The 22414-nt window shown below is 67.2% G+C and carries 23 protein-coding genes, 1 tRNA gene and 1 riboswitch; of the genes, 7 read left to right on the top strand and 17 right to left on the bottom strand.

The window, feature by feature from the left end; translation table 11 throughout:
* Positions 1-7: 7 nt before the first annotated feature.
* From WAX14_RS17010 to purD, 3 genes are all read right to left on the bottom strand, one after another.
* Positions 8-625: a TetR/AcrR family transcriptional regulator gene (locus WAX14_RS17010; RefSeq protein WP_422629228.1), complete on the bottom strand. Its 618-nt coding sequence runs from the start codon at positions 623-625 to the stop codon at positions 8-10.
* 79 nt (positions 626-704) lie between these two features.
* The gene (locus WAX14_RS17005) at positions 705-1883 is read right to left on the bottom strand and encodes a pyridoxal phosphate-dependent aminotransferase (protein ID WP_422629227.1); all 1179 of its coding nucleotides are present in this window, start codon (positions 1881-1883) and stop codon (positions 705-707) included.
* Positions 1884-1926: 43 nt separating this feature from the next.
* Entirely contained in the window at positions 1927-3180 is a 1254-nt protein-coding gene (purD, locus tag WAX14_RS17000) for a phosphoribosylamine--glycine ligase (protein ID WP_422629226.1), read from the bottom strand.
* Positions 3181-3244: 64 nt separating this feature from the next.
* On the opposite strand from purD, the gene WAX14_RS16995 reads away from it, so the two are divergent.
* Positions 3245-3670 carry an HIT family protein gene (locus WAX14_RS16995; protein ID WP_422629225.1) on the top strand — a complete coding sequence of 142 codons (426 nt, stop codon included), beginning with the start codon at positions 3245-3247 and terminating at the stop codon, positions 3668-3670.
* Here the strand turns inward: WAX14_RS16995 and WAX14_RS16990 are convergent.
* The 3 genes from WAX14_RS16990 to WAX14_RS16980 form a co-directional block, all read right to left on the bottom strand.
* A complete protein-coding gene (locus tag WAX14_RS16990; RefSeq protein ID WP_422629224.1) occupies positions 3646-4776 on the bottom strand; it encodes an alpha/beta fold hydrolase in 1131 nt (376 codons plus the stop codon). The genes WAX14_RS16995 and WAX14_RS16990 overlap by 25 nt on opposite strands.
* Positions 4777-4842: 66 nt before the next feature.
* Entirely contained in the window at positions 4843-6246 is a 1404-nt protein-coding gene (locus WAX14_RS16985; protein WP_422629223.1) for a sensor histidine kinase, read from the bottom strand.
* Positions 6247-6954: a response regulator transcription factor gene (locus tag WAX14_RS16980; RefSeq protein ID WP_422629222.1), complete on the bottom strand. Its 708-nt coding sequence runs from the start codon at positions 6952-6954 to the stop codon at positions 6247-6249.
* Positions 6955-7056: 102 nt separating this feature from the next.
* Positions 7057-7116, top strand: a riboswitch (guanidine-III (ykkC-III) riboswitch).
* Between the two features lie 10 nt (positions 7117-7126).
* On the opposite strand from WAX14_RS16980, the gene WAX14_RS16975 reads away from it, so the two are divergent.
* Genes WAX14_RS16975 through WAX14_RS16965 form a run of 3 tightly spaced genes read left to right on the top strand, consistent with a single transcriptional unit; the run spans position 7127 to position 8513 of the window.
* Positions 7127-7441, top strand: coding sequence for a DMT family transporter (locus tag WAX14_RS16975; RefSeq protein ID WP_422629221.1), 315 nt, complete (start codon positions 7127-7129; stop codon positions 7439-7441).
* A gap of 54 nt (positions 7442-7495) precedes the next feature.
* Positions 7496-8329 carry an ABC transporter gene (locus WAX14_RS16970; protein ID WP_422629220.1) on the top strand — a complete coding sequence of 278 codons (834 nt, stop codon included), beginning with the start codon at positions 7496-7498 and terminating at the stop codon, positions 8327-8329.
* A gap of 43 nt (positions 8330-8372) precedes the next feature.
* Complete coding sequence (locus tag WAX14_RS16965; RefSeq protein WP_422629219.1) at positions 8373-8513, top strand: hypothetical protein; 141 nt, start codon at positions 8373-8375, stop codon at positions 8511-8513.
* Positions 8514-8532: 19 nt separating this feature from the next.
* On the opposite strand, the gene WAX14_RS16960 is transcribed toward WAX14_RS16965, so the two are convergent.
* Positions 8533-8607: transfer RNA gene (locus tag WAX14_RS16960), tRNA-Thr, on the bottom strand.
* A gap of 122 nt (positions 8608-8729) precedes the next feature.
* Between WAX14_RS16960 and WAX14_RS16955 the strand changes: the two genes are divergently transcribed.
* Positions 8730-10289 carry a threonine/serine ThrE exporter family protein gene (locus WAX14_RS16955; protein ID WP_422629218.1) on the top strand — a complete coding sequence of 520 codons (1560 nt, stop codon included), beginning with the start codon at positions 8730-8732 and terminating at the stop codon, positions 10287-10289.
* Between the two features lie 19 nt (positions 10290-10308).
* Here the strand turns inward: WAX14_RS16955 and WAX14_RS16950 are convergent, their stop codons facing one another.
* The 3 genes from WAX14_RS16950 to WAX14_RS16940 all read right to left on the bottom strand — a co-directional run bounded on the left by WAX14_RS16950 (position 10309) and on the right by WAX14_RS16940 (position 13102).
* Entirely contained in the window at positions 10309-10548 is a 240-nt protein-coding gene (locus WAX14_RS16950; protein WP_422629217.1) for an MbtH family protein, read from the bottom strand.
* Positions 10545-11936 carry a lysine N(6)-hydroxylase/L-ornithine N(5)-oxygenase family protein gene (locus tag WAX14_RS16945; protein ID WP_422629216.1) on the bottom strand — a complete coding sequence of 464 codons (1392 nt, stop codon included), beginning with the start codon at positions 11934-11936 and terminating at the stop codon, positions 10545-10547. The genes WAX14_RS16950 and WAX14_RS16945 overlap by 4 nt, the downstream gene beginning before the upstream one ends.
* A 365-nt stretch (positions 11937-12301) precedes the next feature.
* Entirely contained in the window at positions 12302-13102 is an 801-nt protein-coding gene (locus WAX14_RS16940) for an alpha/beta fold hydrolase (protein ID WP_422629215.1), read from the bottom strand.
* Between the two features lie 264 nt (positions 13103-13366).
* Here WAX14_RS16940 and WAX14_RS16935 point away from each other — a divergent pair, with 264 nt between their 5' ends.
* Positions 13367-13540: a hypothetical protein gene (locus tag WAX14_RS16935; protein ID WP_422629214.1), complete on the top strand. Its 174-nt coding sequence runs from the start codon at positions 13367-13369 to the stop codon at positions 13538-13540.
* Between the two features lie 89 nt (positions 13541-13629).
* Positions 13630-15114, top strand: a complete 1485-nt coding sequence (locus tag WAX14_RS16930) for an alpha,alpha-trehalose-phosphate synthase (UDP-forming) (RefSeq protein WP_422629213.1) — start codon at positions 13630-13632, stop codon at positions 15112-15114.
* A gap of 52 nt (positions 15115-15166) precedes the next feature.
* Here WAX14_RS16930 and WAX14_RS16925 read toward each other — a convergent pair whose 3' ends face one another.
* The 7 genes from WAX14_RS16925 to WAX14_RS16895 all read right to left on the bottom strand — a co-directional run bounded on the left by WAX14_RS16925 (position 15167) and on the right by WAX14_RS16895 (position 22414).
* A complete protein-coding gene (locus WAX14_RS16925) occupies positions 15167-15670 on the bottom strand; it encodes a twin-arginine translocation pathway signal (RefSeq protein ID WP_422629238.1) in 504 nt (167 codons plus the stop codon).
* 197 nt (positions 15671-15867) lie between these two features.
* Positions 15868-16392 carry a hypothetical protein gene (locus WAX14_RS16920; protein WP_422629212.1) on the bottom strand — a complete coding sequence of 175 codons (525 nt, stop codon included), beginning with the start codon at positions 16390-16392 and terminating at the stop codon, positions 15868-15870.
* The gene (locus WAX14_RS16915; protein WP_422629211.1) at positions 16392-17807 is read right to left on the bottom strand and encodes an MCE family protein; all 1416 of its coding nucleotides are present in this window, start codon (positions 17805-17807) and stop codon (positions 16392-16394) included. Before WAX14_RS16915 ends, WAX14_RS16920 begins: the two co-directional genes overlap by 1 nt.
* Entirely contained in the window at positions 17804-19018 is a 1215-nt protein-coding gene (locus WAX14_RS16910; RefSeq protein WP_422629210.1) for an MCE family protein, read from the bottom strand. The genes WAX14_RS16915 and WAX14_RS16910 overlap by 4 nt, the downstream gene beginning before the upstream one ends.
* Complete coding sequence (locus tag WAX14_RS16905) at positions 19015-20340, bottom strand: MCE family protein (protein WP_422629209.1); 1326 nt, start codon at positions 20338-20340, stop codon at positions 19015-19017. The genes WAX14_RS16910 and WAX14_RS16905 overlap by 4 nt, the downstream gene beginning before the upstream one ends.
* Entirely contained in the window at positions 20337-21395 is a 1059-nt protein-coding gene (locus WAX14_RS16900) for an MCE family protein (RefSeq protein ID WP_422629208.1), read from the bottom strand. The genes WAX14_RS16905 and WAX14_RS16900 overlap by 4 nt, the downstream gene beginning before the upstream one ends.
* Positions 21392-22414 carry an MCE family protein gene (locus WAX14_RS16895; protein WP_422629207.1) on the bottom strand — a complete coding sequence of 341 codons (1023 nt, stop codon included), beginning with the start codon at positions 22412-22414 and terminating at the stop codon, positions 21392-21394. Before WAX14_RS16895 ends, WAX14_RS16900 begins: the two co-directional genes overlap by 4 nt.

The raw sequence follows: 22414 nt of genomic DNA, 5'->3' as shown, positions 1-22414 counted from the left end.
TCCGGCATTACGGATCGTGCTCGGTGGGCGGCGCGACACTCCCGACGACGTCGAGCAGGATGCCGCGTGCCAATCCACGCGGATCGGGGTCGAGCTCGCCCAGGGCACCGAGAACGGACCCGTCGACGGCCGCGACCAACCGGCGGATACCGGTCGGCTCAATCCGGCGGCCGCATCGCTCCAGTAGGTCGGCGAGCAGGTCGTCGACCGTCCGGCGGGCGTGCAACTGGACGTCGCGCAGCTCGGGGTGACGGGCGGTGGCGACGCAGCGCTCGTATCGGGAAATCAGTTGCTCACGCTCGAGCTCACCGGCGCGGCGTGGCCCCACCAGCAGGTCGACGATCAGCTCCGCGGTCGATTCGAGGCTGCGCTGGAGCGGAGCGACTTCCTCGACGCGCGCGCGCATCGAGTCCAGCTCCTGATGCGAGTTGTGCTCGAATGCACACACCACGAGCTCGTCCAGGGATTCGAAATAGTATGTCGTCGACGCGAGCGGCAGGCCCGCGCGGTTCGCGACCGCGCGGTGACGAACCGCGTCGATACCGCCCTCGAGGATGAGCTCGGCTGCCGATTCGACCAGCGCCTGCCGGCGCCGTTCGCCCTTCGGTGTGGCAGCGGTCGTCATCCTCACATCGTGACAGTCCGGCCGGTGCGGCTGGTGAAAACGGCCGGACGCACCACCACGCCACGCTGCAGGCGTACCGTCAGGCGGCGCGCAACCAGGCGCGCAGGCGTTCCAGGGCCACCTCGATGTCGGTGGTCGCGCCGGCGAACGACAACCGGACCGTCTCGTCGCCGCGGACTGTGTCGAAGTCGATGCCGGGGGCGAGCGCGACACCGGTGTCGTGCAGCAGTAGCGAACACCACTCGGTGGACGTCTCACCGGCGCGCAGCAGATGCGCGATGTCCGCGTACACGTAGAACGCGCCGTCGGCAGGGGCAAGTTTCGTGATGCCGAGAGCCGGGAGCCCGCGCAACAACACCTCCCGGTTCACGGCATAGCGCGCGACGTGCCCGTCGAGTTCGGTACGCGCCTCGGCACCGAATGCTTCGATCGCCGCGTATTGGGAGATCGCCGGTGGGCACACCGTCATGTTCGACGCGAGCCGCTGCAACGGCGGTTGCAGCGACCGCGGCACCAGGATCCAGCCGAGTCGCCACCCGGTCATCGAGAAGTACTTGGAGACCGATCCGACCACCACCGCGTCGCGGGACGTCGACCATGCGGTCGACGTGACCGGAGTGCCGGGAGTCGCGAATTCGATGCCGTGATAGATCTCGTCGGAGATGAGCAACGCGCCGTGGTCGTCGCACCATCGGGCGAGCGCGGCCAGCTCGTCCGGTTCGATCATGGTGCCGGTCGGGTTGGCGGGACTCGCGACGATCAGACCTGCCGGTGGACGATCGAGAGCGTCGAGCATCGCGACGGTCGGCTGGTAGCGGGTGTCCGGGCCGCAGTCCAACTCGACCACTGTGCATCCGAGTGCGGCGAGCGTGTTTCGGTAGGCCGGATAGCCGGGCCGTGCGACGACGACGGTGTCGCCGGGATCGAACGCGGCGAGGAACAGCAACGTGAACGCGCCCGACGATCCGGTGGTGACCACGACGTCGTCGGCGTCGACGTCGATCCCGTAGCGGTCGCGGTGGTAGCCGGCGATCGCCTCGCGCAGCGGCAGAATCCCGAAGGTTTCGGTGTAGCCGAGCAACTCCTCGTCGATCGCGCGGTGCGTCGCGCGCAGCACCGGCGCCGGTGCCGGCGTCGACGGTTGCCCGGCGGCGAGCGACAGGACGTCACCGTGCGTGCGCCGACGTTCGGCCGCGGCCTTCCACACGTCCATGACGTGAAAGGTTTCGATGTTCGATCGGCTGGATTCGTTGCGCATCCTGCCGACGGTAGTACGCGCCCGCCGGGTGGTGGCCCCGAGGTCAGACGGTGATCCGGCCCTCGACGGCGGCGAGCCCGATGTCGGTGCGGAAATGCCCGCCGGGCAACTTGATTCCGGCGAGCGTCGCGTACGCCTGATCGCGGGCCGCGCTCAGGTCGGCACCCACACCGACGACGCTGAGCACGCGGCCACCGGCCGAGAGCACCGCGTCACCGGCACCGAGCTTGGTTCCGGCGTGCAGCACACCGTCGGCGTTCGCTCCGGTGACGACATCACCCGTGCGGGGGCTGGCCGGGTAGTGCTCGGCGGCGAGCACCACCGTCACCGCGGCGCCGTCCCGCCACCGCAGCGGCGGCAGATCCGCGAGGGTGCCGGTGGCCGTCGCGTCCAGTGCCGCACCGAGCGGGGATTCGAGCAGGGCGAGCACGGCCTGCGTTTCGGGGTCGCCGAAACGACAGTTGAACTCGACGACGGCCGGACCGTCCGTGCCGATGGCCAGACCGGCGTACAGCAGGCCGGAGAAACCACAGCCGCGGTTCACCAATTCGGCGGCGACCGGTGCGACGACCTCCTCGACGATGGCGTCGACGGTCTCGGCGGGCAACCACGGCAGCGGCGTGTACGCGCCCATCCCACCGGTGTTGGGGCCGGTGTCACCGTCGCCGACCCGCTTGTGGTCCTGCGCCGGCAGCAGCGGTACGACGGTGTCGCCGTCGACGAGACAGAACAGCGATACCTCGGGTCCGTCGAGGAACGATTCGAGCAGGACCGGATGCCCGTTCTCGAGGATCTCGGCGGCGTGATCGCGCGCGGCGGCCCGGTCGGTGGTGACGACGACACCCTTGCCCGCGGCCAAGCCGTCGTCCTTGACGACCCAGGTCGGGCCGAAGCGGTCCAGCGCCGCGTCGAGCACGCCGGGTGAATCGACGACCTCGCTGTGCGCGGTCCGCACACCCGCGGTGTTCATGACGTCCTTGGCGAACGCCTTCGACCCCTCGATGCGGGCGGCGGCGGCGGACGGGCCGAAGCAGGCGATGCCTGCGGCACGCACGGCGTCCGCGACTCCGAGAACCAGGGGCACCTCGGGGCCGATGACCACGAGGTCGGCATTCTGTTCCCTCGCGAGGGCGACGACCTGGTCGCCGGAGGCCGCATCGACCGGGAACTGTTCGGCGATCCTGCCGATGCCGGCGTTGCCGGGCGCTGCGAGCACCGCGGTCACTCCGGGGTCTCGGGACAGAGCCAGGACGAGGGCATGTTCACGGGCACCGGAACCGATAACGAGTACGCGCACGCCGCACAGACTACGGGACCGCTCGGCGTCGCCGTCGGTGACCACGTCCGCATATCCTCCCGGTATGGCATCCGTGTTCAGCATGATCATCGCCGGCGATCTGCCGGGCCGCTTCGTGTGGCAGGACGACGACGTCGTCGCCTTCCTCACCATCAACCCGCTCAATCCGGGGCACGTGCTCGTCGTCCCCCGCGACGAGGTGGATCACTGGCAGAACGTCGACGACGCGCTCTGGGCGAAGGTCAACGACGTCGCCCGCATCATGGGCCGAGCCGTGTGCGCCGCGTACGAGTCCCCGCGCGCGGGTCTGCTCATCGCCGGCCTTGAAGTGCCGCACCTGCACCTGCATGTCTTCCCCGCCTACGACCTGGGTGACTTCGACATCTCGAAGGCCGAGCAGAACCCGTCGCCGGAGGCATTGGACGAGGCCCGCGACAAGGTGCGCACGGCACTTCGGGAGCTGGGCTACGGCACCAACGTCCCGGACTGAGGCCCCGAGATCGCGGATTCGAGAGTGCTCACAGGGCCGGGGGACTCCTCGTGCGGGTCGGCCAGGAACCGGGTCAGGTGCGCCCACGAGGTGGTGCGCGCAGCGGGTCCGGTGAGCAGGCCGAGATGACTGCCCGGCACGGTCTCGAATCGGACCGCGGCGTTCGGCAGGACGCCGCCGATCGCGCGGACCGCCGGAACCGGTGCGAGGACGTCCTCGGTACCGGCGAGGGCCAGCACCGGCACGGTGACCGCCGCGAGGTCGATGGTGCGGTCGCCGAACTGTGCCTTCCCGGAGGCCAGATCGTTGGCGACGGTCAGGCGCAGGCCCATCTCGCGGAACAACTGTCCGGGGTAGCCGTACATGCCCGACTGGAACCGATCGATCGATTCCATGCGGGCCAGCCGGTCCGCGTCGGTGATGTTGCGGGCGATGAACCACGGCCGCAACAGTTCCCGTTCCAGGGCGGTGGCCCGGTAGCCGATCTGCACGAGCGGCGCCGGGACACCGCCGAGGATCCGTGACAACCCACCCAGGAGCGGCTCTCCGATATACGGTCCGGCGATTCGCGCGAGCGCGATCAGCGGGATCTGCGCGTAGTCGATCGGGGTGCCGAACGCAGTGATCGACCGGATCGGGAGTTCCGGGTGCGCGGCGGCGGCGAGCAGGCCGATCGTGCCGCCGAGGCTCCACGCGACCAGATCGACGTCGCGATTGCCGCTGAGTTCGGCTACCCGGTGGATCGCTTCGGGCACGATGTCGTCGATCCACACCTCGAATCCGAGCACCCGGTCGTCGTAGTTCATCGGCCCGTAGTCGAGCACGTAGACGCTGCGGCCCTGATCCAGGAGGAACTGCACCAGACTTTGGTCGGCCATCAGGTCGTAGCAGCTCGACGGGGCGGCGAGGGGCGTGACGAGCAGGACCGGTTCGCCGCCGCGTTCCGGACCGAATCGTCGCAGGGTTCGGTGCGGGCCGTCGCCGACGATCACCGACGGGGTGCGGTGCTGCGGCGCGATCCCGCCGGACGCGAACAACGACCAGGTGTTGCGGGCCGCGTCGACCGCAATCCCGGTCGCACGGAAGGCCGTGTCGGTGATTCCCATTCTCGTTTCCTCCAGCGTGGTGCGACTGTGTCCGGAAACACCGTAGCCGAGAAACTTACCGGTGAGTCAGTTTGGTATTCGGGGCAGCAGCACCCGGAAGGTCGCGCTCCGGCCGACGTCGCTGTCCACCTCGACGGTGCCGCCGTGCGCCGCGACCAGCGCCGCAACGATCGACAGGCCGAGGCCACTGCCGCCGGACGCGCGGGCGCGCGAGCTGTCCACCCGGTAGAACCGTTCGAACACCCGTTCCCGATCCTGTTCGGAGAGGCCGGGTCCGGTGTCCACTACTTCGAGCACCGCGTCGTCGCCGACGGTGCCCACCCGCACAGTGACCGACGCATCCGCCGGTGTGTGGGTGATCGCGTTGGCGACGAGATTGTCGACGACCTGCCGGAGCCGCACCGCGTCACCGAGTACCTCGGGCGTCCCCGGACCGTCGATGATCTCGAGGCCGATCGTGCGTTCCGTCGCGACCGCTCGGGCGCCGTGCACCGCATCGGCCGCGAGCGTGAGAAGATCCACCACGGTCTGTTCGAGCGGCCGCTGCGCATCGAGCCGGGCCAGCATGAGCAGATCCTCGACGAGGATTCCCATCCGGCGCGACTCGTTCTCGATCCGGCTCATCAGCAGGTCCGTGTCGCGGCTGGCACCCTGCCGGTACAGCTCCGCGAAACCGCGGATCGTGGTCAGCGGAGTGCGCAGTTCGTGCCCGGCGTCGGCGACGAAACGACGCATCTTCTCTTCCGAGCGTCGCGCCGCATCCTCCGACGCGGCGCTCGCCGCGAACGCCGACTGAATCTGCGTGAGCATCGTGTTCAGAGCCACCGACAGTCGTCCCACCTCGGTCCGCGGATCCCGCTCCGGCACCCGTTCGTGCAGATCACCGTCCGCGATCGTGACCGCGGTACGCTCCACTTCCCGTAGCGGGCGGAGACTGCGTCGGACCACGAAATACCCGGCGACACCGAGCAGCACCAGCACACCGGCGCCGATCCCCAACTGCAGCACGACAAGTCGCGCCACGATGTCGTTCGTCTCGTCGAGACTCACTGCGACGGTGGTGGTGCCCCCGTCCGGGTTGCCGGTGGTCAGCAACCTCCACCGGGTGGCGGGGTCGTCGACGGAACCGACGGTCACCGGGCCCGACGTCGGGCCCGCCGGCACCGCCGGCGAGTCCGACCGGTCGTTGATCGTCACCCGCGCTGTTCCGTCCGGCTCCGCGATCCTGACGTAGAACGGGCTCGGTGGCCGGTCCGGCCCCGCCTCCGGTGGCGGCATCTCCGGGCGGGCACCGAGCGGTTTGGCCCAGCCGTGCGCCGCGTCGTGCAGGTCCCGGTCGATCCGGCTGAACAACGACCCCTGCAGCGCGGACGTCACCGCGATCCCGGATGCCAGCAGGCCGAGACCCGACAACGTCAGCAGCGCGGCGACGAGGGTGAACCGCAGCGGCAGAGCGGGCAGGCGGCGCATCTACTTCGGCTCACGCATCACGTACCCGACGCCGCGCAGCGTGTGGATCAGTGGTGTGTCGCCGGTGTCGACCTTGCGCCGCAGATAGGACACATACGATTCGACGACACCCACCTCGCCCCCGAAGTCGTAGTTCCAGACGTGATCGAGGATGCGCGGCTTGCTGAGCACCGTGCCCGCGTTGACCATGAAGTACCGCAACAGCGTGAACTCGGTGGGCGAGAGCGCTACCGGATTCCCGGATTTCCACACCTCGTGGGTGTCGTCGTCGAGTTCGATGTCGGCGAAGGTGATCCGCGACGAACGTTCCGCAGTGGACAGTTTCCCCGCGCGACGCAGGATCGTCCGGAGCCGCGCGATGACCTCCTCGAGGCTGAACGGTTTGGTGACATAGTCGTCGGCACCGAGCGTCAACCCCGACACCTTGTCGTCGACGGTGTCCTTCGCGGTGAGGAACAGCACCGGTGCATCTGAGCCGTCCGCGCGCAGACGGCGCAGCATCCCGAACCCGTCCATGCCGGGCATCATCACGTCGAGTATCACCGCGTCGGGACGGAAGGCCCGGGCACGATCGAGACCCTCGGCGCCGTCGGAGGCGGTCGCGACGTCGAATCCCTGGAACTTCAGGCTCACCGACAACAATTCGACGATGTTCGGCTCGTCGTCGACGATGAGCACGCGTGCTTCGGGAACAGTCACGTCGACCATTGTCTCGGTACCGGCTGGACTGTCGCTGGTTGTTTCCTGTGAAGTCGCTGGCAGTCGGCGGATCGGGTCGGCGGCGCACTCCCAGAAAGTTCGCTAACCTACATACCGTCGATCGACACCCGGACGAGCGCACCGTACCCGGCCAGGACAAGACGGTGCACAGGAGTTCGTGATGGCATGGATCGTTCTCGTAATCTCCGGCGTCCTCGAGGCGGTGTGGGCGACCGCGCTCGGCCGCTCGGCCGGATTCAGCAGGCTCGGGCCGTCCGTCCTCTTCGTCGTCGCGCTGCTGCTGAGCATGGCCGGGCTCGCCTACGCGATGCGTACCTTGCCGGTGGGTACGTCGTACGCGGTGTGGGTGGGGATCGGCGCCGCGCTGACCGTCGGATTCGCGATGGTCACCGGCGCCGAACCCGCATCGCTCGTCAAGGTGCTGCTCATCATCGGCATCGTCGCGTGCGTCATCGGGCTGAAAGTTCTCCATTAGTCCGTCCGCGGGTGGTCGGCAGCTTCTCGTGTGTCGCACGGTTACAGTGAGCCCATGAATCTGGCGTCCGCGCTCGCATTCCCGATCCGGGTCGGCCTGACCGCGGCGGACACCGCCCTCGGGATCGCGGAGTCCGTCATCGGCACGGTCCGCGTGGCGGTCTCCCCCACCACCTATTCGACGCTCGGCGCGGTCGGTCTCACCGACACCCGCGGAACGCTCGGCCTGCTGCAACAGGTGTCGGCGCTGGCATCCGACGATCGGCCGCTCGGGCATGCGTTGCGCGAGGGTGGCCCCCTCGACCGGTTGCTCGCGCCCGGCGGCGCCGTCGACCGGCTCACCGCGCCCGGCGGCCCACTCGAACGGCTTCTCGAGCCGGGCGGAGCACTCGACCGCGTGACCGCGCCGGGTGGCCCGCTGGACCGGGTCCTCGCCGACGACGGCGCGCTGGACCGGTTACTCTCCGAAGGCGGCCTGCTCGATCGGCTCACCGCAACGGACGGTCCGCTCGAGCGACTGCTCGCCCAGGAAGGTGCGGTCGAACGACTGACGGCGCCGGGCGGCATCGTCGACGTCGCGATCAAACCCGGTGGCGTTGTGGAACGCGCGCTCGCCGAGGGCGGAGTCCTCGACACGCTGTTGTCCGAACGCGGAGCACTCGAACGGCTGCTCGCGGAGGGCGGCCCGCTCGACCAGATCGTGTCACTGTCGGAGACTCTCGCCCATTTGGCCCCCAACATCCAGCAGATGGGGACGAGCATCGACCTGCTGCAGGAAACGGCCGAACTGCTCCGCGGCGCGGTGGGACCGCTCGGCGATCTCGCCGGAAGACTGCCGGGCCGCTGGTTGCGCAGCGGCGGCAAGGGCGAATTGCCCCCGCCTCTCTGACCATCCCGATCGAGGTACTCGAGTGACACCGGAGGATCGCACCGTGCCGAAGGCTCTTCTGATCACCGCCCTGGCCGTCCTTCTCGCCGTGGCCGTGGCCGTGTTCCGAATCCGGTCCGGCGCTGGTGTCGGCACCGACGCCTGGCGATCCGATCCGATCGGCCCCGACGACCTCGCCGGCTGAGACCGCGGGCGGCGCGCCGTGGAGCCCCCTGTCGGGATTGAACCGACGACCTTTCGCTTACAAGGCGAGTGCTCTACCACTGAGCTAAGGAGGCAGTGAAGCGCGCTCATCATATGGCATCGGCAGATCCCACGCGTCACCGCCCGGTGTGGTTACGGTGGGGATCATGATCTACCCCGCGCACCTTCTTCCACGACGCACCGGAGACGCGCGCCGGTGAGTGTGCTGAGTACGGTTCTCGGAAAACTTGTTCTGGATCGCCGCGCGACGGTCGACTCCGTCACCGAAGCGCCTGCGCCGCTGCAGCCGATCGATCTGACCGACGATGCGACGGTCGCCGAGGCCCTCGATGTGGCAGTGCGGGTCGGTGAGGTGCTGCTCGCCGCCGGTACCGGCGCGATCGACACTTCGGATCAGGTGCAGTTCGTTGCCGCGACGTACGGGCTGGCGCGGTGCGACGTCGACGTGACGTACAACTCGATCGTGCTGTCCGCGTATCGGGGGCCGACGATGCCGCCTGCGAGCACGATGCGGATCGTCCACTACCGGTCGATGGACTTCACCCGTCTCGCGGCGGTGGACCGGCTGACCCGCAGGATCCGCCGGGACGCGATCTCCCCCGCCCAGGCACGCGAGGAATTGCTCGCGATCACGTCGGCGCCACACCCCTACCACCGGTGGGTCGCGACGTTGGCGTGGTCGGGGATGGCCGCGTCCATCGCGGTACTGCTCGGCGGTGGAGTGATCGTCGCGTCGGTCGCGTTCGCATCGACCCTGGTGATCGACCGGGTGAACCGCCATCTCAACGGGCTCGGCCTGCCGTTCTTCTTTCAGCACCTGATCGGCGGCATCATCGCTACCGCCCCGGCGATCACGCTCTACGGATTTCGGGAACAGCTGGGGGTGTCGGTGTCGCCGGGACTGATCATCGCGGCCGGGGTGACGGTGCTGTTGTCCGGTCTCTCGCTCGTCGGTTCGGTGCAGGATGCGATCACGGGGGCACCCATCACCGCGTCTGCCCGCTTCTTCGAATTGGTCATGATGACCGGCGGGATCATCGCGGGCGTTGCGACGACGATGCGGATCGCCGCGGTGCTGGGTTCGGAGTTGCCCGTCATCAGCTATGTCGCGCCGCCGGATCTGACCCAGTTGCCGACGAAGGTCGCCGCGGGTGCCGCTGCGTCGGTGTTCTTCGCGCTGGCCTGCTACGCCGAGCGTCGGGCACTGACCGCGGCTGCGCTGGGCGGCGCGACCGGCGCCCTCGTGTTCCAGCTCGCGTTGGAGCTGAGCGTGGGGCCGATCATCGCGTCGGCGATCGCGGCGACGGTTGTCGGCTTCGCCGGTGGTCTGATGGCCCGCCGGGCCTACACGCCGCCGTTGGTGGTTGCCGTCGCGGGTATCACGCCGTTGCTGCCCGGCTTGGCGTTGTACCGCGGCCTGTACGCGATCCTGCAGTCCGAACTGCTGGTCGGGCTGACCGCACTGTTCGCCGCGTTCGGGATAGGTTGCGGCTTGGCCGCCGGGGTCACCCTCGGCGAATGGATGGCGCGGACCGCGCGCTACCCGCGTAGCATGCGGCGATCGAACGCGCCGCATCGGCCGTCGCTGCGCCGTCCTTCACTTCGCCGGACGGGACCACGACAGGAGGACCCGGCTGCGCCGGAGACGACGTCGGCACCGGAAGCGACGTCTACACCGGAAGCGACGTCTGCACCGGGAAAAGAGAAAGTCACGCCGCGCTTCGTTCGTTTGCGGCGTGACTTCCGTAGACGCTGAAGGTCCGGGACGCTGAGGATCAGGCGTTGCCCTGACGAGCCTTCTCGTCGGCTTCCATGGCGTCGCGCAGGCTCTTCGGACGCATATCGGTCCAGTTCTGTTCGACGTACTCGACGCACGCGGGGCGCGATTCCTCGCCGAACACGACCCGCCATCCCTGCGGGACCTCAGCGAAGGTCGGCCACAGCGAGTACTGCTCCTCGTCGTTCACGAGGACGTAGAAACGGCCGTCTTCGTCGTCAAATGGATTCGTGCTCATCTCGCCTCACTTGTTGCGTAGGTGTGCTGGTCGGAAATCCTACCAAGGAGAGGCGCCTGCCCCTGCGCACCGGGCGCGTTCGCGGTGCGCCGGTCCAGTACCGCGGCGAGGATCTCGCCGGCCCGGACAGCCGAGTTCGACAGCAGTGACGCTGTGATGCCGTGGGTCTTCTCGGTGCCGCCTTGCAGATAAATTCCGCCGCCCACGTCGGCGGATGTGGGCAGCCGGTAGTCGCGGTCGACGTGCCGCAGCGGCGTGTCGGCGGGCGCGAGGTCGCCGAGCAACGGCGCCACAGGTGCCGCCGCGAATCCGGTGGCGAGGACGACCGCGTCGCACACGAGGGTGTCGGTGAGTCCGTCGAGCCCGCTCCGGACCTGCACCTCGATCCCGGTCGCCGTCTCGTCGACGCCGACTACCTCCGACGCTCGACGCATGAACAGCCGACGCCTGCCCGTGACGCGCTCTCGGTATTCGGTGGCGTAGATTTCGGCGATCAGGTCGGGGTCGACAACCGAGTAGTTCGTGCCGCGGTGCAGTTCGAGGAGCCGCTCGCGTTCCTCCCGGGGAGCGGCATGGAGTTCGTCGACCGTGCCCGGATCGAAAATCCTGTTCGCGTACGGACTGTCGTCTGCGGGGCTGTATCCGAACCGGCCGAAGACGTTGTGTACCTCGGCGGCCGGGTACTTGCCGTGCAGATACTGCACGACTTCGGCGGCGGACTGACCGGCACCGACCACGACGAATCGCTGGTGTGTCGGCGCGGGCATCTCGGCGAGATGGAACAGGAACTGGTGATTGTGGAAGCACCGCACGGATTCGGTGGCCCATTCGGGGATCCGGGCTTGCAGGCCGATGCCGAGCACGATGTTGCGGGCATAGACCACGTCGCCGTCGGCGGTACGGACCGCGAACAAGTCCGCGGGGCCGATCCCGTCGCGCACGGCGTCGACCTTGGCGATCTCGGTGCCGTACCGGACGTCGGCCTCGACGCGTCCGGCTGCCCACTGCAGGTAGTCCTGGAATTCGTGCCGGGTCGGGAAGAAGGTCTGATGATTGACGAAATCGACGAGACGACCGCGATCGTGAAGGTAGGAGAAGAAGCTGTAGCTGCTGGTCGGATTCCGGAACGTGACAAGGTCTTTCGGGAAGGCAATCTGCATGGTGGCACCTTCGAGGAGCATCCCCGGGTGCCAGGAGAACGACTGCTGCTTCTCGAAGAAGCGCGCCCGGACCGGTGAACCCGGCTCAGCCGCATTGTGCTCTTCGATCGCGATGCTCAACGCCAGGTTGGCCGGACCGAACCCGATGCCGACGATGTCGAGGACATCGCCGGGCACGATGTCCGGAACCCCCGAAGCTTCGGGGGCGGTGCTGAATCGATCGGTCATCTGATGTTCGGCGCGGATGCTCCCGCGTTCCCGAGGGAGCACAAGCGCCGTCCTCCTTCCGGGGCGGTGTCGGCGAGATGTCGGTGGGATCGGTTTCGGTGCCGGGTATGGGACCGGGTGGTGCGCTACAACTACTGGAGAGGCGTCGACGCTCACCTCTCGTGCTCGGGGCCACAGACGCAGGCGGGTTCGACCGGTTCACAAAGATAGCTCAGGCTACCCTTGGTTCGGTGAGCCTACCAATACTTGTGCGTGCGATGTGACGCTCCGGTCCGCGACCGGTCCGCCGCGGTACCCACCCCGAAAACGAGTCGAGCGCGGCAGGATCCGTTCGATCCCACCGCGCCCGGTCTCCGACGCTGTGCTCAGTCGGCCAGAAAGTCCAGCACGACCTTGTTCACAGCCTCCGGCCGCTCGAGGTATCCGTAGTGTCCGACATCCGGGACTTCCTCGTAGGCTGCTCCCGGGATCGCGTCGGCGACCTCCTTCGACAGGTAGGCCGGGATCATCCGGTCGTCGGCGAATCCGACGGCCAAGCACGGCACGGTCACGGACCGATATGCCGCCCGCCGATCGAACTCACGGTCCATCGACAGTTGTGCCCGCACACCGGCCGAGGTCTTGCCGCCGGTGAACTCGAAGACGTCGAGCCAATCGCGTGCGGTGTTCACATCCGCGAGCGAGGCCGGCGACAGGTTCATCACCGCGGTGACCGCGGCACGGTACTTGGCGGGCAGTTCGACACCGCTGTCGAACAACTGACGTTCGCCCTCGGTCAGCGTGAGCTGAAACTGATCCATCCGCGCGTGGCCGGCGAGGAACACGGCCTTGCGCACGAGATCCGGCCGGGCCAGCGCGAGTTCCTGCGCGACCCGGGCACCCATCGACGTGCCGACGACGTGCGCCGGCCCGCCGAGAAATTCGATCAGACCGGCCGTGTCGGCGACGAGATCGTCGATCGTCATCCCCTCGAGGCCCTCCCCCGACGGCGCGATTCCGCGATTGTCGAAGGTGGCAACCCGGTAGCCTGCGTTGACCAGCGCCGGCACCTGATGCAGGTCCCACACACGACCAGGGCTTCCCGTACCCATGACGAGTACCACGAGGTCACCGGTCCCCTTGACCTGGTAATTCAGCGGGATTCCGTTGATCGTCGCGATGGGCATGAAGACCTTCCTCGAAAAGTGTCACCGTGAGACGGCCTCGTCGGCACAAGCGCGCGGGCCCCGTCCACCGTACCGCGCAACCGCCAACCCCGAACACGCCGCGAAGCGCATACCGAAGGCCCGCAGGTGGGCGTCCCCTGATCGATACAGACGCCGTACCGGTGCCCACCTACAGGTCGTGGCTGGCGTGCGACTGTTCCGTTCTCCTAGAGTCGAACTACGAATGACCTGCTCGAGCCGAGCAGAACCCCTGGGAGGAACATCATGGCCGCCGACGTGACCACCGACAACGATATCGCCGACGAGGACCTCGAGCCCGTAGCCGAGCAGACCGCCCGACAGGCGCAGCGGGTCGTCGCGGCCTATGCCGAGGACGCCGACGAGTGCCGCATGCTGCTGTCGATGCTCGGCATCGGGCCGACCGTCAAATCACACTGACCGTCAAATCACACTGACCGTCAACTCACGCTGACCGTCCGATCCGGCAAACGCTGATCGTCCGATCCGACAACCACACAGGAGGACACGTGCCCGCAGCCGATCCGACGACCTTCACCGAATCCGACTTCGTTGTGGTCGCCAATCGGCTGCCCGTCGACCTCGAACGCCTTCCGGACGGCACGACCCGATGGAAGCGCAGTCCCGGTGGCCTCGTCACCGCACTCGAGCCGATCCTGCGCACCCACCGCGGTGCATGGGTCGGCTGGGCCGGGGTACCCGACGCCGATCTCGACCCGCTGGTCGACGACGACCTGGTGATGCATCCCGTGCCGCTCAGCGCCCAGGAGATCGCCGACTACTACGAAGGCTTCTCCAATGCCACGTTGTGGCCGCTGTACCACGACGTCATCGTTCGTCCCGAGTACCGCCGCGAATGGTGGAACGCGTATGTCGAGGTGAACCGCCGGTTCGCCGAGGCGGCGGCGAAGGCGTCCGCGAAGGGCGCGACCGTCTGGATCCAGGACTATCAACTGCAGCTCGTGCCGAAGATGCTGAGGATGCTCCGCCCGGACCTGACGATCGGCTTCTTCCTGCACATTCCGTTTCCTCCGGTCGAACTGTTCATGCAGATGCCGTGGCGCACCGAGATCGTCGACGGTTTGCTCGGCGCCGATCTCATCGGCTTCCATCTGCCCGGCGGGGCCCAGAACTTCCTGTACCTCGCGCGGCGGCTGGCCGGGCATCAGACCTCCCGCGGTACCGTCGGTATCCGATCGAAACTCGGTGTCGTGCAGGTCGGGTTCCGTTCTGTCCGGGTCGGTGCGTTCCCCATCTCGATCGCCTCGGGTGAGCTCGACGAGCAGTCGCGCCGCAGGTCGATCCGCGACCGCGCCAAGCAGATCCGGAAAGAGCTCGGAAACCCGAAGCGGATCATGCTCGGAGTCGACCGGCTCGACTACACCAAGGGCATCGACGTTCGGCTCGACGCGCTGCGCGAGCTGATCGGCGAGGGTCGGGTCGACCCGACCGAGACGGTGATGGTGCAGCTCGCGACACCCAGTCGCGAACGAGTCGAGTCGTACGTCCATATGCGCGGCGAGATCGAGAAGGTGGTCAGCCGCATCAACGGCGAGTACGCCGAGGTCGGCAAACCGGTGGTGCACTACATTCACCGCCCGGTCCCCCGCGACGAACTCATCGCGTTCTTCGTCGCCGCGGACGTCATGCTGGTGACCCCGCTGCGCGACGGCATGAACCTCGTCGCCAAGGAGTACGTGGCGTGCCGCAGCGATCTGGGTGGTGCCCTGGTTCTCAGCGAATTCACTGGCGCCGCAGCCGAATTGCGTCAGTCGTTCCTGTGCAATCCGCACGATCTGGACAACGTGAAGGACCAGATGGAAGCCGCGTTGTCACAGTCCCGCGAGGACGGCAGGCGGCACATGCGAGCCTTACGGAGGCAGGTTCTCACACACGACGTGGACCGGTGGGCCCGTGCCTTCCTCGACGCGCTTGCGCACGGCGGTGCCGCCGGTCCCGCATTGCTGGCCCCCGCCGAGAGCACCGAAATGTAGCAACGGCAGGGCGAACCGTGGCGACGCAGGGCGCGGTCGTTGCGCCGGGCGGTCAGATCGGCGTCAGCCGGCTCACCAGCCAGCGACCGTCCTGGTTCTCCAGTTCGACCCGAACCCGGCTGCCGCTGCTGACCGCTTCCGGGTTCTCCGAACTGGTGGTGATCTGATTGAGGAAGAGCAGCGCCACCACCCGGTCGGGTTCGGCCGAGACGACCGACGACCCCTGAACCGCGACCTGGACACTGATCTGCTTCTCTTTCGCACCCGGCGCAATGATGTTGTTCATCAGACTCAGGTATTCCTCGCGGAAGTCGCCGGTCAGGCCGTCCGCGGCGGACGCGAGTTGTTCGTCGACGCTGCCGTAGTCGTAGGCGAGCATCGCGACGGACTGCTCCTCGGCGACCTTCAGCGCATCGGTGCGGGCCGCCTCCGAGGCGCTGTCCTGCATCTTTCCGTATGCCAGCGAGCCGACGAGAACAACAAGGACGGCGGCGACGGCCACGAGTGCACCCGCGACGACCGGCGGAATTCCCTTCTTCCCGGCAGGTGAAGGCACGCTTGCGCCCACCTCCGGCGTCGGCTTGTTGTCAGCTGTGCCTGCCTCGGCCGTGCCTGCATCGGCCGTACCTGCCTCGGTCGTACCCGCCCCGGTCGCGTCCACTCCGGGCGCGTCCGCCGCTTGCTCACCGCCGGGCTTCTCGAGGTTCACGGCCCCATCCGTGCTGTCGTTCTTCGCGGTCCGGTTCTCGTCGCTCACGGTACGAACTCCACCTTCGATGCCAGCAATTGGCCGTTCTCGTCGCAGATCGTCACGCGCAGACGGAAATCACGCGGCGACGGGTCGGGTTGGTCGGCGTTGGACACCATTGCACGCGCGGCCACCAGCGAGGACATGCACGAACCGTCTTCGGTCTGGATGCCTGCCTCCAGCACCTCACCGGTGGTGTCGACCCCGGCCTTCTGGACGACCTCAACGAACGGGCCTTCCCTGCCCTCGAATTCGGCCTTGAAGTCACCGGTGGATCCGGCCAGCAAGCGTTCGACGTCCGCGTCGGCGGTGTCACGGTGGATCGTGGTCAGGTTCAGCACCGTCTGCCGCGCGGCCTGCAGGTATGCCTCACGCTGTTCGTCGCGATCGTTGCTCGACTGTCGGTCGATCAGCAGCCACACCCCGGATGCGATCAGGACGACGATGAGGATCGTCGCGCCGATCGAGACGGGCAGTGTCCACGCCGGACGCGCCGACGTTCCTTCGGGTGTCTTGTTCTCGTCCGCCATCAGCCTTGCTGTGCCTTCATATACGTCTCCAAGCTCGCATCTCCGCCCGTGTCGGCATCACGGTAAACGGTGCCGTCCGGACCAATGTACGTGCCGGTCGCCGGATCGATCCGGCGTGCGGTGACGCCGGCGGGCGCGGCAGCATCGGAACCGTTGGAATACGATGCCGGCTGGGGAACGTCGTTCGCCGACTCAACCGGGGTGGGCGGTCCGTTCCACGGGTTGTCGGTGTACTCGGGCACGTATCCGGTGCGGCACTCGTCCGGTGTCGGGGCGCGCCTGCCCGGGAACTCCATGCACGGGGCGTTGCGGGCGCCGCGCACCGCATTCGGGTCCGACTGCGGCAGTTTGCAGAACAGGTCTTCGGTTGTGACAACCATCGACTCGTCGGCGGGGCTGCGCCACTGGTCCGGCGGCAGGAAGCCGGACAGGCACGGCGGCGGATCGTTCAGTTGGAGATGGAAGTCGACCACCGCACCGTCCTCGGCGGGACCGCCGCCTGCGGCGGTGATCAGCGCGGTCGTCATCGGCGGGTACAGCACCAGGATCTGTTCGATGCCCGCGTTGTAGATGACCCCGACCTCTCCGACACTGACGAGGTTCGCGAGCAGCAGCGGCACCGTGGGACGCAACCCCTGCAGCAACTGTTCGGCCTCGGCTGCGGCGCCGGGCCCCTTCTCCATCAGTGCCCGCAGGTCCGGGTCGCTGACCCGTAGCTGATCGGTGAAGGTCACCATGTTCCGCGTCCAGGAACGGATCGCGTCGCTCGTGACCACCTGGGTGTCGAGCAGCGGTCCGAGTTCGTCGAGCAACTGCTTCGTCGGACCGCTGTTGGCGTTGGCTTCCTGCACGAACAGCCGGGTCGAGTCGATCAGGTGCTGCAGGTCGGGGCCGGACCCGTTGAACGCGTTGAACGCTTCGTCCACGACCGTCTGCAGGCGCGTGTCACTGATGCTCGCGAGCAACACGTCGGCCTGGTCGAGCAGCGCCCCGACCTCCTGCGGCACGGTGGCCCGGTCGACGGGGATCACGTCGCCGTTCACGAGATGCGCGTCGCCGGAGGCATTCTCGTGCGGAACCAGGTCGATGAACTGCTCACCGACAGCGGACACGCTGCGCACAGCGACATCGACATCGGCGGGAATGTCGTAGTCCTTGTCGATCGACATCTCGGCGGCCACCCCCGTCGGAGTCAACGAAACCGACTCGACCACACCGACGTTCGTTCCACGAAAGGTGACGTTGGAATGCCGGTACAGACCACCGGTCGACGGGAGTTCGGCGGTGACCGTGTACCGGCCGATACCGAACAACTGTGGCAGCCGGACGTACTGGGCCGACATCACGACCAAGCCGATCACGGTAAGGATCGCGAAGATCACCAATTGGATCCGGACGAACTTCGACAGCATCATGGCGCAGGAACCCCCAGCGGCAGTTCGGGAATCGTGAACTCGCCGAGCCCGGGGACGGTCACCGTCGCCGGGCCGGGCGCGGTCCGCGGGGCCGGTGGCGGCTGCAGCGGAGCCTGGAACGGGTCGGCGGCCTGCGCCGCGAGGCCCGCGTCCCGACCGAGAATCCCTTCGGGACCGGCGAGCCGGCCCCCGAGCGGAGTACCGGTCAGGAAGTTCAGGTCGAGTCTCTCGTTGGTCAGGTCGATGGTCATGGCGAGGTTCGCGTAGTCACCGCGAATGATGTTGTTGAGCCCGGCCTGCGGGAACGGGTAGGTGAGCAGCACACCGAGCACCTGGGTGAGGGAACTACCCGAATCGGCGAGGGCACGCAGGGTCGGGGTCAGCGCCTCGAGGTTCGTGTCGAGGTCTTCGCCCGCATTCTCGATGAGCCTGCTCGCAACGGCACTCATTTCACCGACCGAGGTCAGTGCGGCGGTCAGGTTCGACCGCTGATCGGCCAGCACTCCGACCGCCTCCGGCAGGTCGTCGAGGGCGCGTTCGAGCACGTCCGTCTGATCGTTGACCGTCGATGCCAGCCGGTCCATTCCTTCCATCGCGGAAATGATGTCGGTGCGCTGCTGGTCGAGGGTGCCGACCAGTTCGTCGAGCCGCGGCATCAGGTTCCGCAACGAGTCTTCACGTCCGACGACCGCCGCGTTCAACTCGGTGGTGATGTCGTTGATCTGAGCGAGCCCACCACCGTTGAGCACCACCGACAGTGACGACAACGTCTGCTCGGTGGTCGGATAGGCACCGGCCCGGTCGAGTGGAATGACATCGCCGTCCTCGAGTCTGCCCTCCGGCTGCTCGTCGGTCGGCGCGGCGAGTTCGAGATGCTGTGATCCGAGCAGGCTGGTCTGGCCGATTCGGGCGGTGGCGTTCGCGGGGAGTTGCACATCGCCGTTCAGTGCGACGGTCACCAGTGCATGCCAGTCCACGACCTCGATGTTCGCGATGCTTCCCACCGTGACGTCGTCGACGCGCACCGGCGAGTTCTGGGACAGCGTAGTGACATTCGGCATCTCCACCTGAATGCGGTAGGCATCGTCGCCACGGCCGGCTGTCCCCGGCATGGACACCGAGTTCAGTCCGTTCCATTCGCAACCGGACAGTGTCACGGCAGCGACGGTCAGGGTCACGGCGGCGGTGAGCCGCCTGGTTCGCATGGTCATCGGCCGCCTCCCGGCTGCAGCAGGGATCCCAGGTCACCGGGCACCGAGATTGTCGGCATTCCCGACAGCAGTCCGGCGGCCGGGCTCGGAGCGGGCGCCGCGTCCGGGGCGACTCCCCGCTCTGCCGAGGCACCCTCGAGCCACGGTTCGGTGTAGTGGATCTGGTCGGGGAATGCCTGCACGCCGGCGATCGGGTTGATCAGATACGGCAGGTAGTTGCTCGACAACGACGTGAGAACCGGTCCGAGTTGCTGACGGCACAGTTCTTCGCTGCGGTCGGACGTCGCGTTGGCCACGGCACCCACGGAACCACACATCCATTCGATCGGGTTGCGTCCGTTGCTGACCGCAAGGGCACCGGTCAACGATCCCTGCGCGGGCTTGTAGATGTTGTAGAAGTTCGCCAGTGCCGTCGGACCCGAGTGCAGGACGCGTTCGATCTCGGGTCGCTTGCGGGCGAGCACCTCGGTCGCATCGGCGAGTCGCTCGACGGACTCGGTGAGGCCGTCACGGTTGTCCTGGATGAACCGCTGTACATCGCCGATCGCGATGTTCAGGTCGGTGAGCGAGGTCCCGAGTTGATCGGAACTCGAGGCCAGTACATCGGACACGGACGCGAGCCTGCCTCCGAACTGCACGATCTGCTCGTTGCTCGTGGACAGGACGGAGACGAACGCCTGCAGGTTGCGGACGGTGGAGAACAGGTCGGTGCGGCCGTCGGAGAGCGTCCGCATCGTCTCGGACAGTTCGCGCAGCGCGTCGCGCACCGTGGTGCCGTTGCCGTCGAGGTTCTCGGCAGCGGTGTCGATGAACCGGCCGAGCGATCCCTGCGGGTCCAGGTCCTCCGGGCCGAGTGCCTCGGACAGGCGCATCAGTTCGGTCTTGATCTCGTCCCATTCGACGGGTGAGGCGGTGCGCGACACCGGAATCGTGGCGTCGTCGCCGATCGCGTCCCCACCGGAGAACACCGGGGTGAGCTGGATGAACCGGGCCGAGACGAGACTCTGGGCGATGATCACCGCCTGGGCGTCGGCGGGGACGTCGACCGAGTCGTCGACCTCCATCGTCACCCGGGACATGTCGTTGCCGGGTTCGATGGAGGTGATGCGGCCGACCGGGACACCGAGGACCCGAACGTCGTCGCCTTCGTACAGTCCTGTGGTGGAAACGAATTCGGCGTGAATCGTGCGCTTGCCCCAGCCGGGCAGTACGAGCACGACGAGTCCGGCGATCACGACCGCGACCACCGCCGCAGCGATCGCCGGGATCAGCCATGTCGGCCGGCCCGGCACTGTCCCGTTGTCCATGCTGTCCTCGCTCATTCGCCATCCTTCTTGATCGACGGCGGATCCTTCGGAATCATGTCCTGCAGGTCCTGCGGCAGGAGGTCAGGGGCGACGAAGCCGTCGACGACCGCCTTCCACCACGGCGCGGGCAGGATGTTCGAGACGTACGCGTTGAAGAACGGCCCGCTCGCCACGGATTCACCGAGGGAGGTGATGTAGGGACCGAGCCCGTCGAGCGCTTCGGCGATATTTTCCTTGTTCGCCTGCAGATTCGCGGTGACCCGGTTGAGCACGTCGAGGGTCGGTGCCATCTGTGCCTGGTTGTCCTGCACGAAACCGGTCAACTGCCGCGACACCGACGAGATGTTCGTGATCAGTTGGGTGATGGCGTCGCGGCGCAGGCTCAGTTCCCCGAACAGGTCGTTGGCGTCGAGGATCAGTTCGTTGATGCGGTCGCTGCGGTCGGCGAGGATTCCGGTCACGTTCTCGGCGCGGCCGAGCAGCTCCTGCAGCGATTCGTCCCGCGAGTTGATGGACTCGGAAAGCCGCCGCATACCGTCGAGTGCACCGCCGATCTCGGGCGGTGTGTCCTCCAGCGCGCCGGACAGCGCGTCGAGCGAATCGTTGATGCCGTCGGTGTCGAGTTCGGACACGCTGGTGGTCAGGTCGCCGAGCGCATCGGGCAGCGAGTACGGCGCGTTGGTGCGTTCGACCGGAATCGTCGTCCCGGGCCGCAGCACACCGTCACCGAACGGCCGCACGGCGAGCGACTTGCGGCCGAGGACCGTGTTGGTCTTGATGTCGGCTCCGGTAGCGGAGCCGAGGGCGATGCCGTCGCGGACGGTGAAGGTCACCAGCACCTGTGCTCCGTCGAGTTCGACATCGGTGACGGTGCCGACGTTGACGCCGGCGAGGTTGACGTCGTCACCGGGGATGAGACCACCCGCGTCGGTGAAGTGCGCCGAGTAGTTCAGTCCTCCTGAGATGAAGGGAAGTTGGTCGTACTGCAATCCCGCGACCACGATCGCGGTGCACACGCTGAGGCCGATGACACCGACCTGGACCTGGCTGCGTTCACGAGTAGGGCTCATTCGACCTTTGCGCACCTTCCGGTCATCTGCTCCGCCGACGTGTATCGCACCGTCGTCCCGTCCGGTCCGGAGAATTTGAACGTGTTGGCGCACAGGAAGAACTGGAAGAAGTTTCCGTACGAGCCGACACGAATGAGCTTCTGGTAGTCCGAGGGCAGCCGTTCGAGGGAGCGGTTGATGTCGTCCTCACCGAGGTCGAGTTGCGTCATGGTGCGGTCGGTTTCGGCGATCACCGACTGCAAGTCGGGCCGGGTGTTCTGCAGCAACGACGCGAGATCTGCTGTGCCTGCAGCGATCTGCGGGATCGCGGCACCGATGGAGTCGCGGTCGTCGGCGAGGCCGCCGACGAGGGTATGCAGCCTGTCGATGGTGTCGGTGAACTGCTGGTCGCGTTCGTCGATGGTACCGAGAACGGTGTTGAGATTGTCGATGACGTCCCCGATGAGCTGGTCCCGATCGGCGAGGGAGTTGGTGAACGAGTTGGTGTTGCCGAGCAGCGACACCAGCGTGCCGCCCTGACCCTGGAACACCTGCAACAACGCCCCCGACAATTCGTTGATCTGTTGCGAATCCAGGCCCTTGAGCAGCGGCTTGAATCCCCCGAGCAGCAGATCGAGATCGAGTGCCGGCGCAGTCCGATCGAGCGGGATGCTCTCGCCCGGCCGCAACTTCTCCCCGGTACTGCCGGGACCTTCGAGCAGTTCCAGATAGCGGTCGCCCACCAGATTCTCGTAGCGAACGGTCGCGCGGGTGCTCTGGAGCAGCGTGTACTTCGAGTCGACGTCGAAGTCGATTTCGGCGACGTTGCCGTCACCGATGTCGACGCTGCCGACCGAACCCACCTGGACGCCGGCGATGCGCACCTTGTCGCCGGGCTTCAGGCCGGACACATCGGTGAAACTCGCCCGGTATCCCTCGGTCCCGGTGAACCTGGCCTGGCTGAACACCACGGCGAGGCCTGCGAAGATCAGAATCATCGTGACGGTGAATGCCGTGAACTTGATTGTTGTCGGTCTCAT

Source organism: Rhodococcus sp. (in: high G+C Gram-positive bacteria) (assembly GCF_049299235.1).
GTDB lineage: Bacteria > Actinomycetota > Actinomycetes > Mycobacteriales > Mycobacteriaceae > Rhodococcus.
The sequence above is the reverse complement of the archived record's forward strand: the minus strand, read 5'-3'. Positions and strand labels throughout refer to the sequence as shown.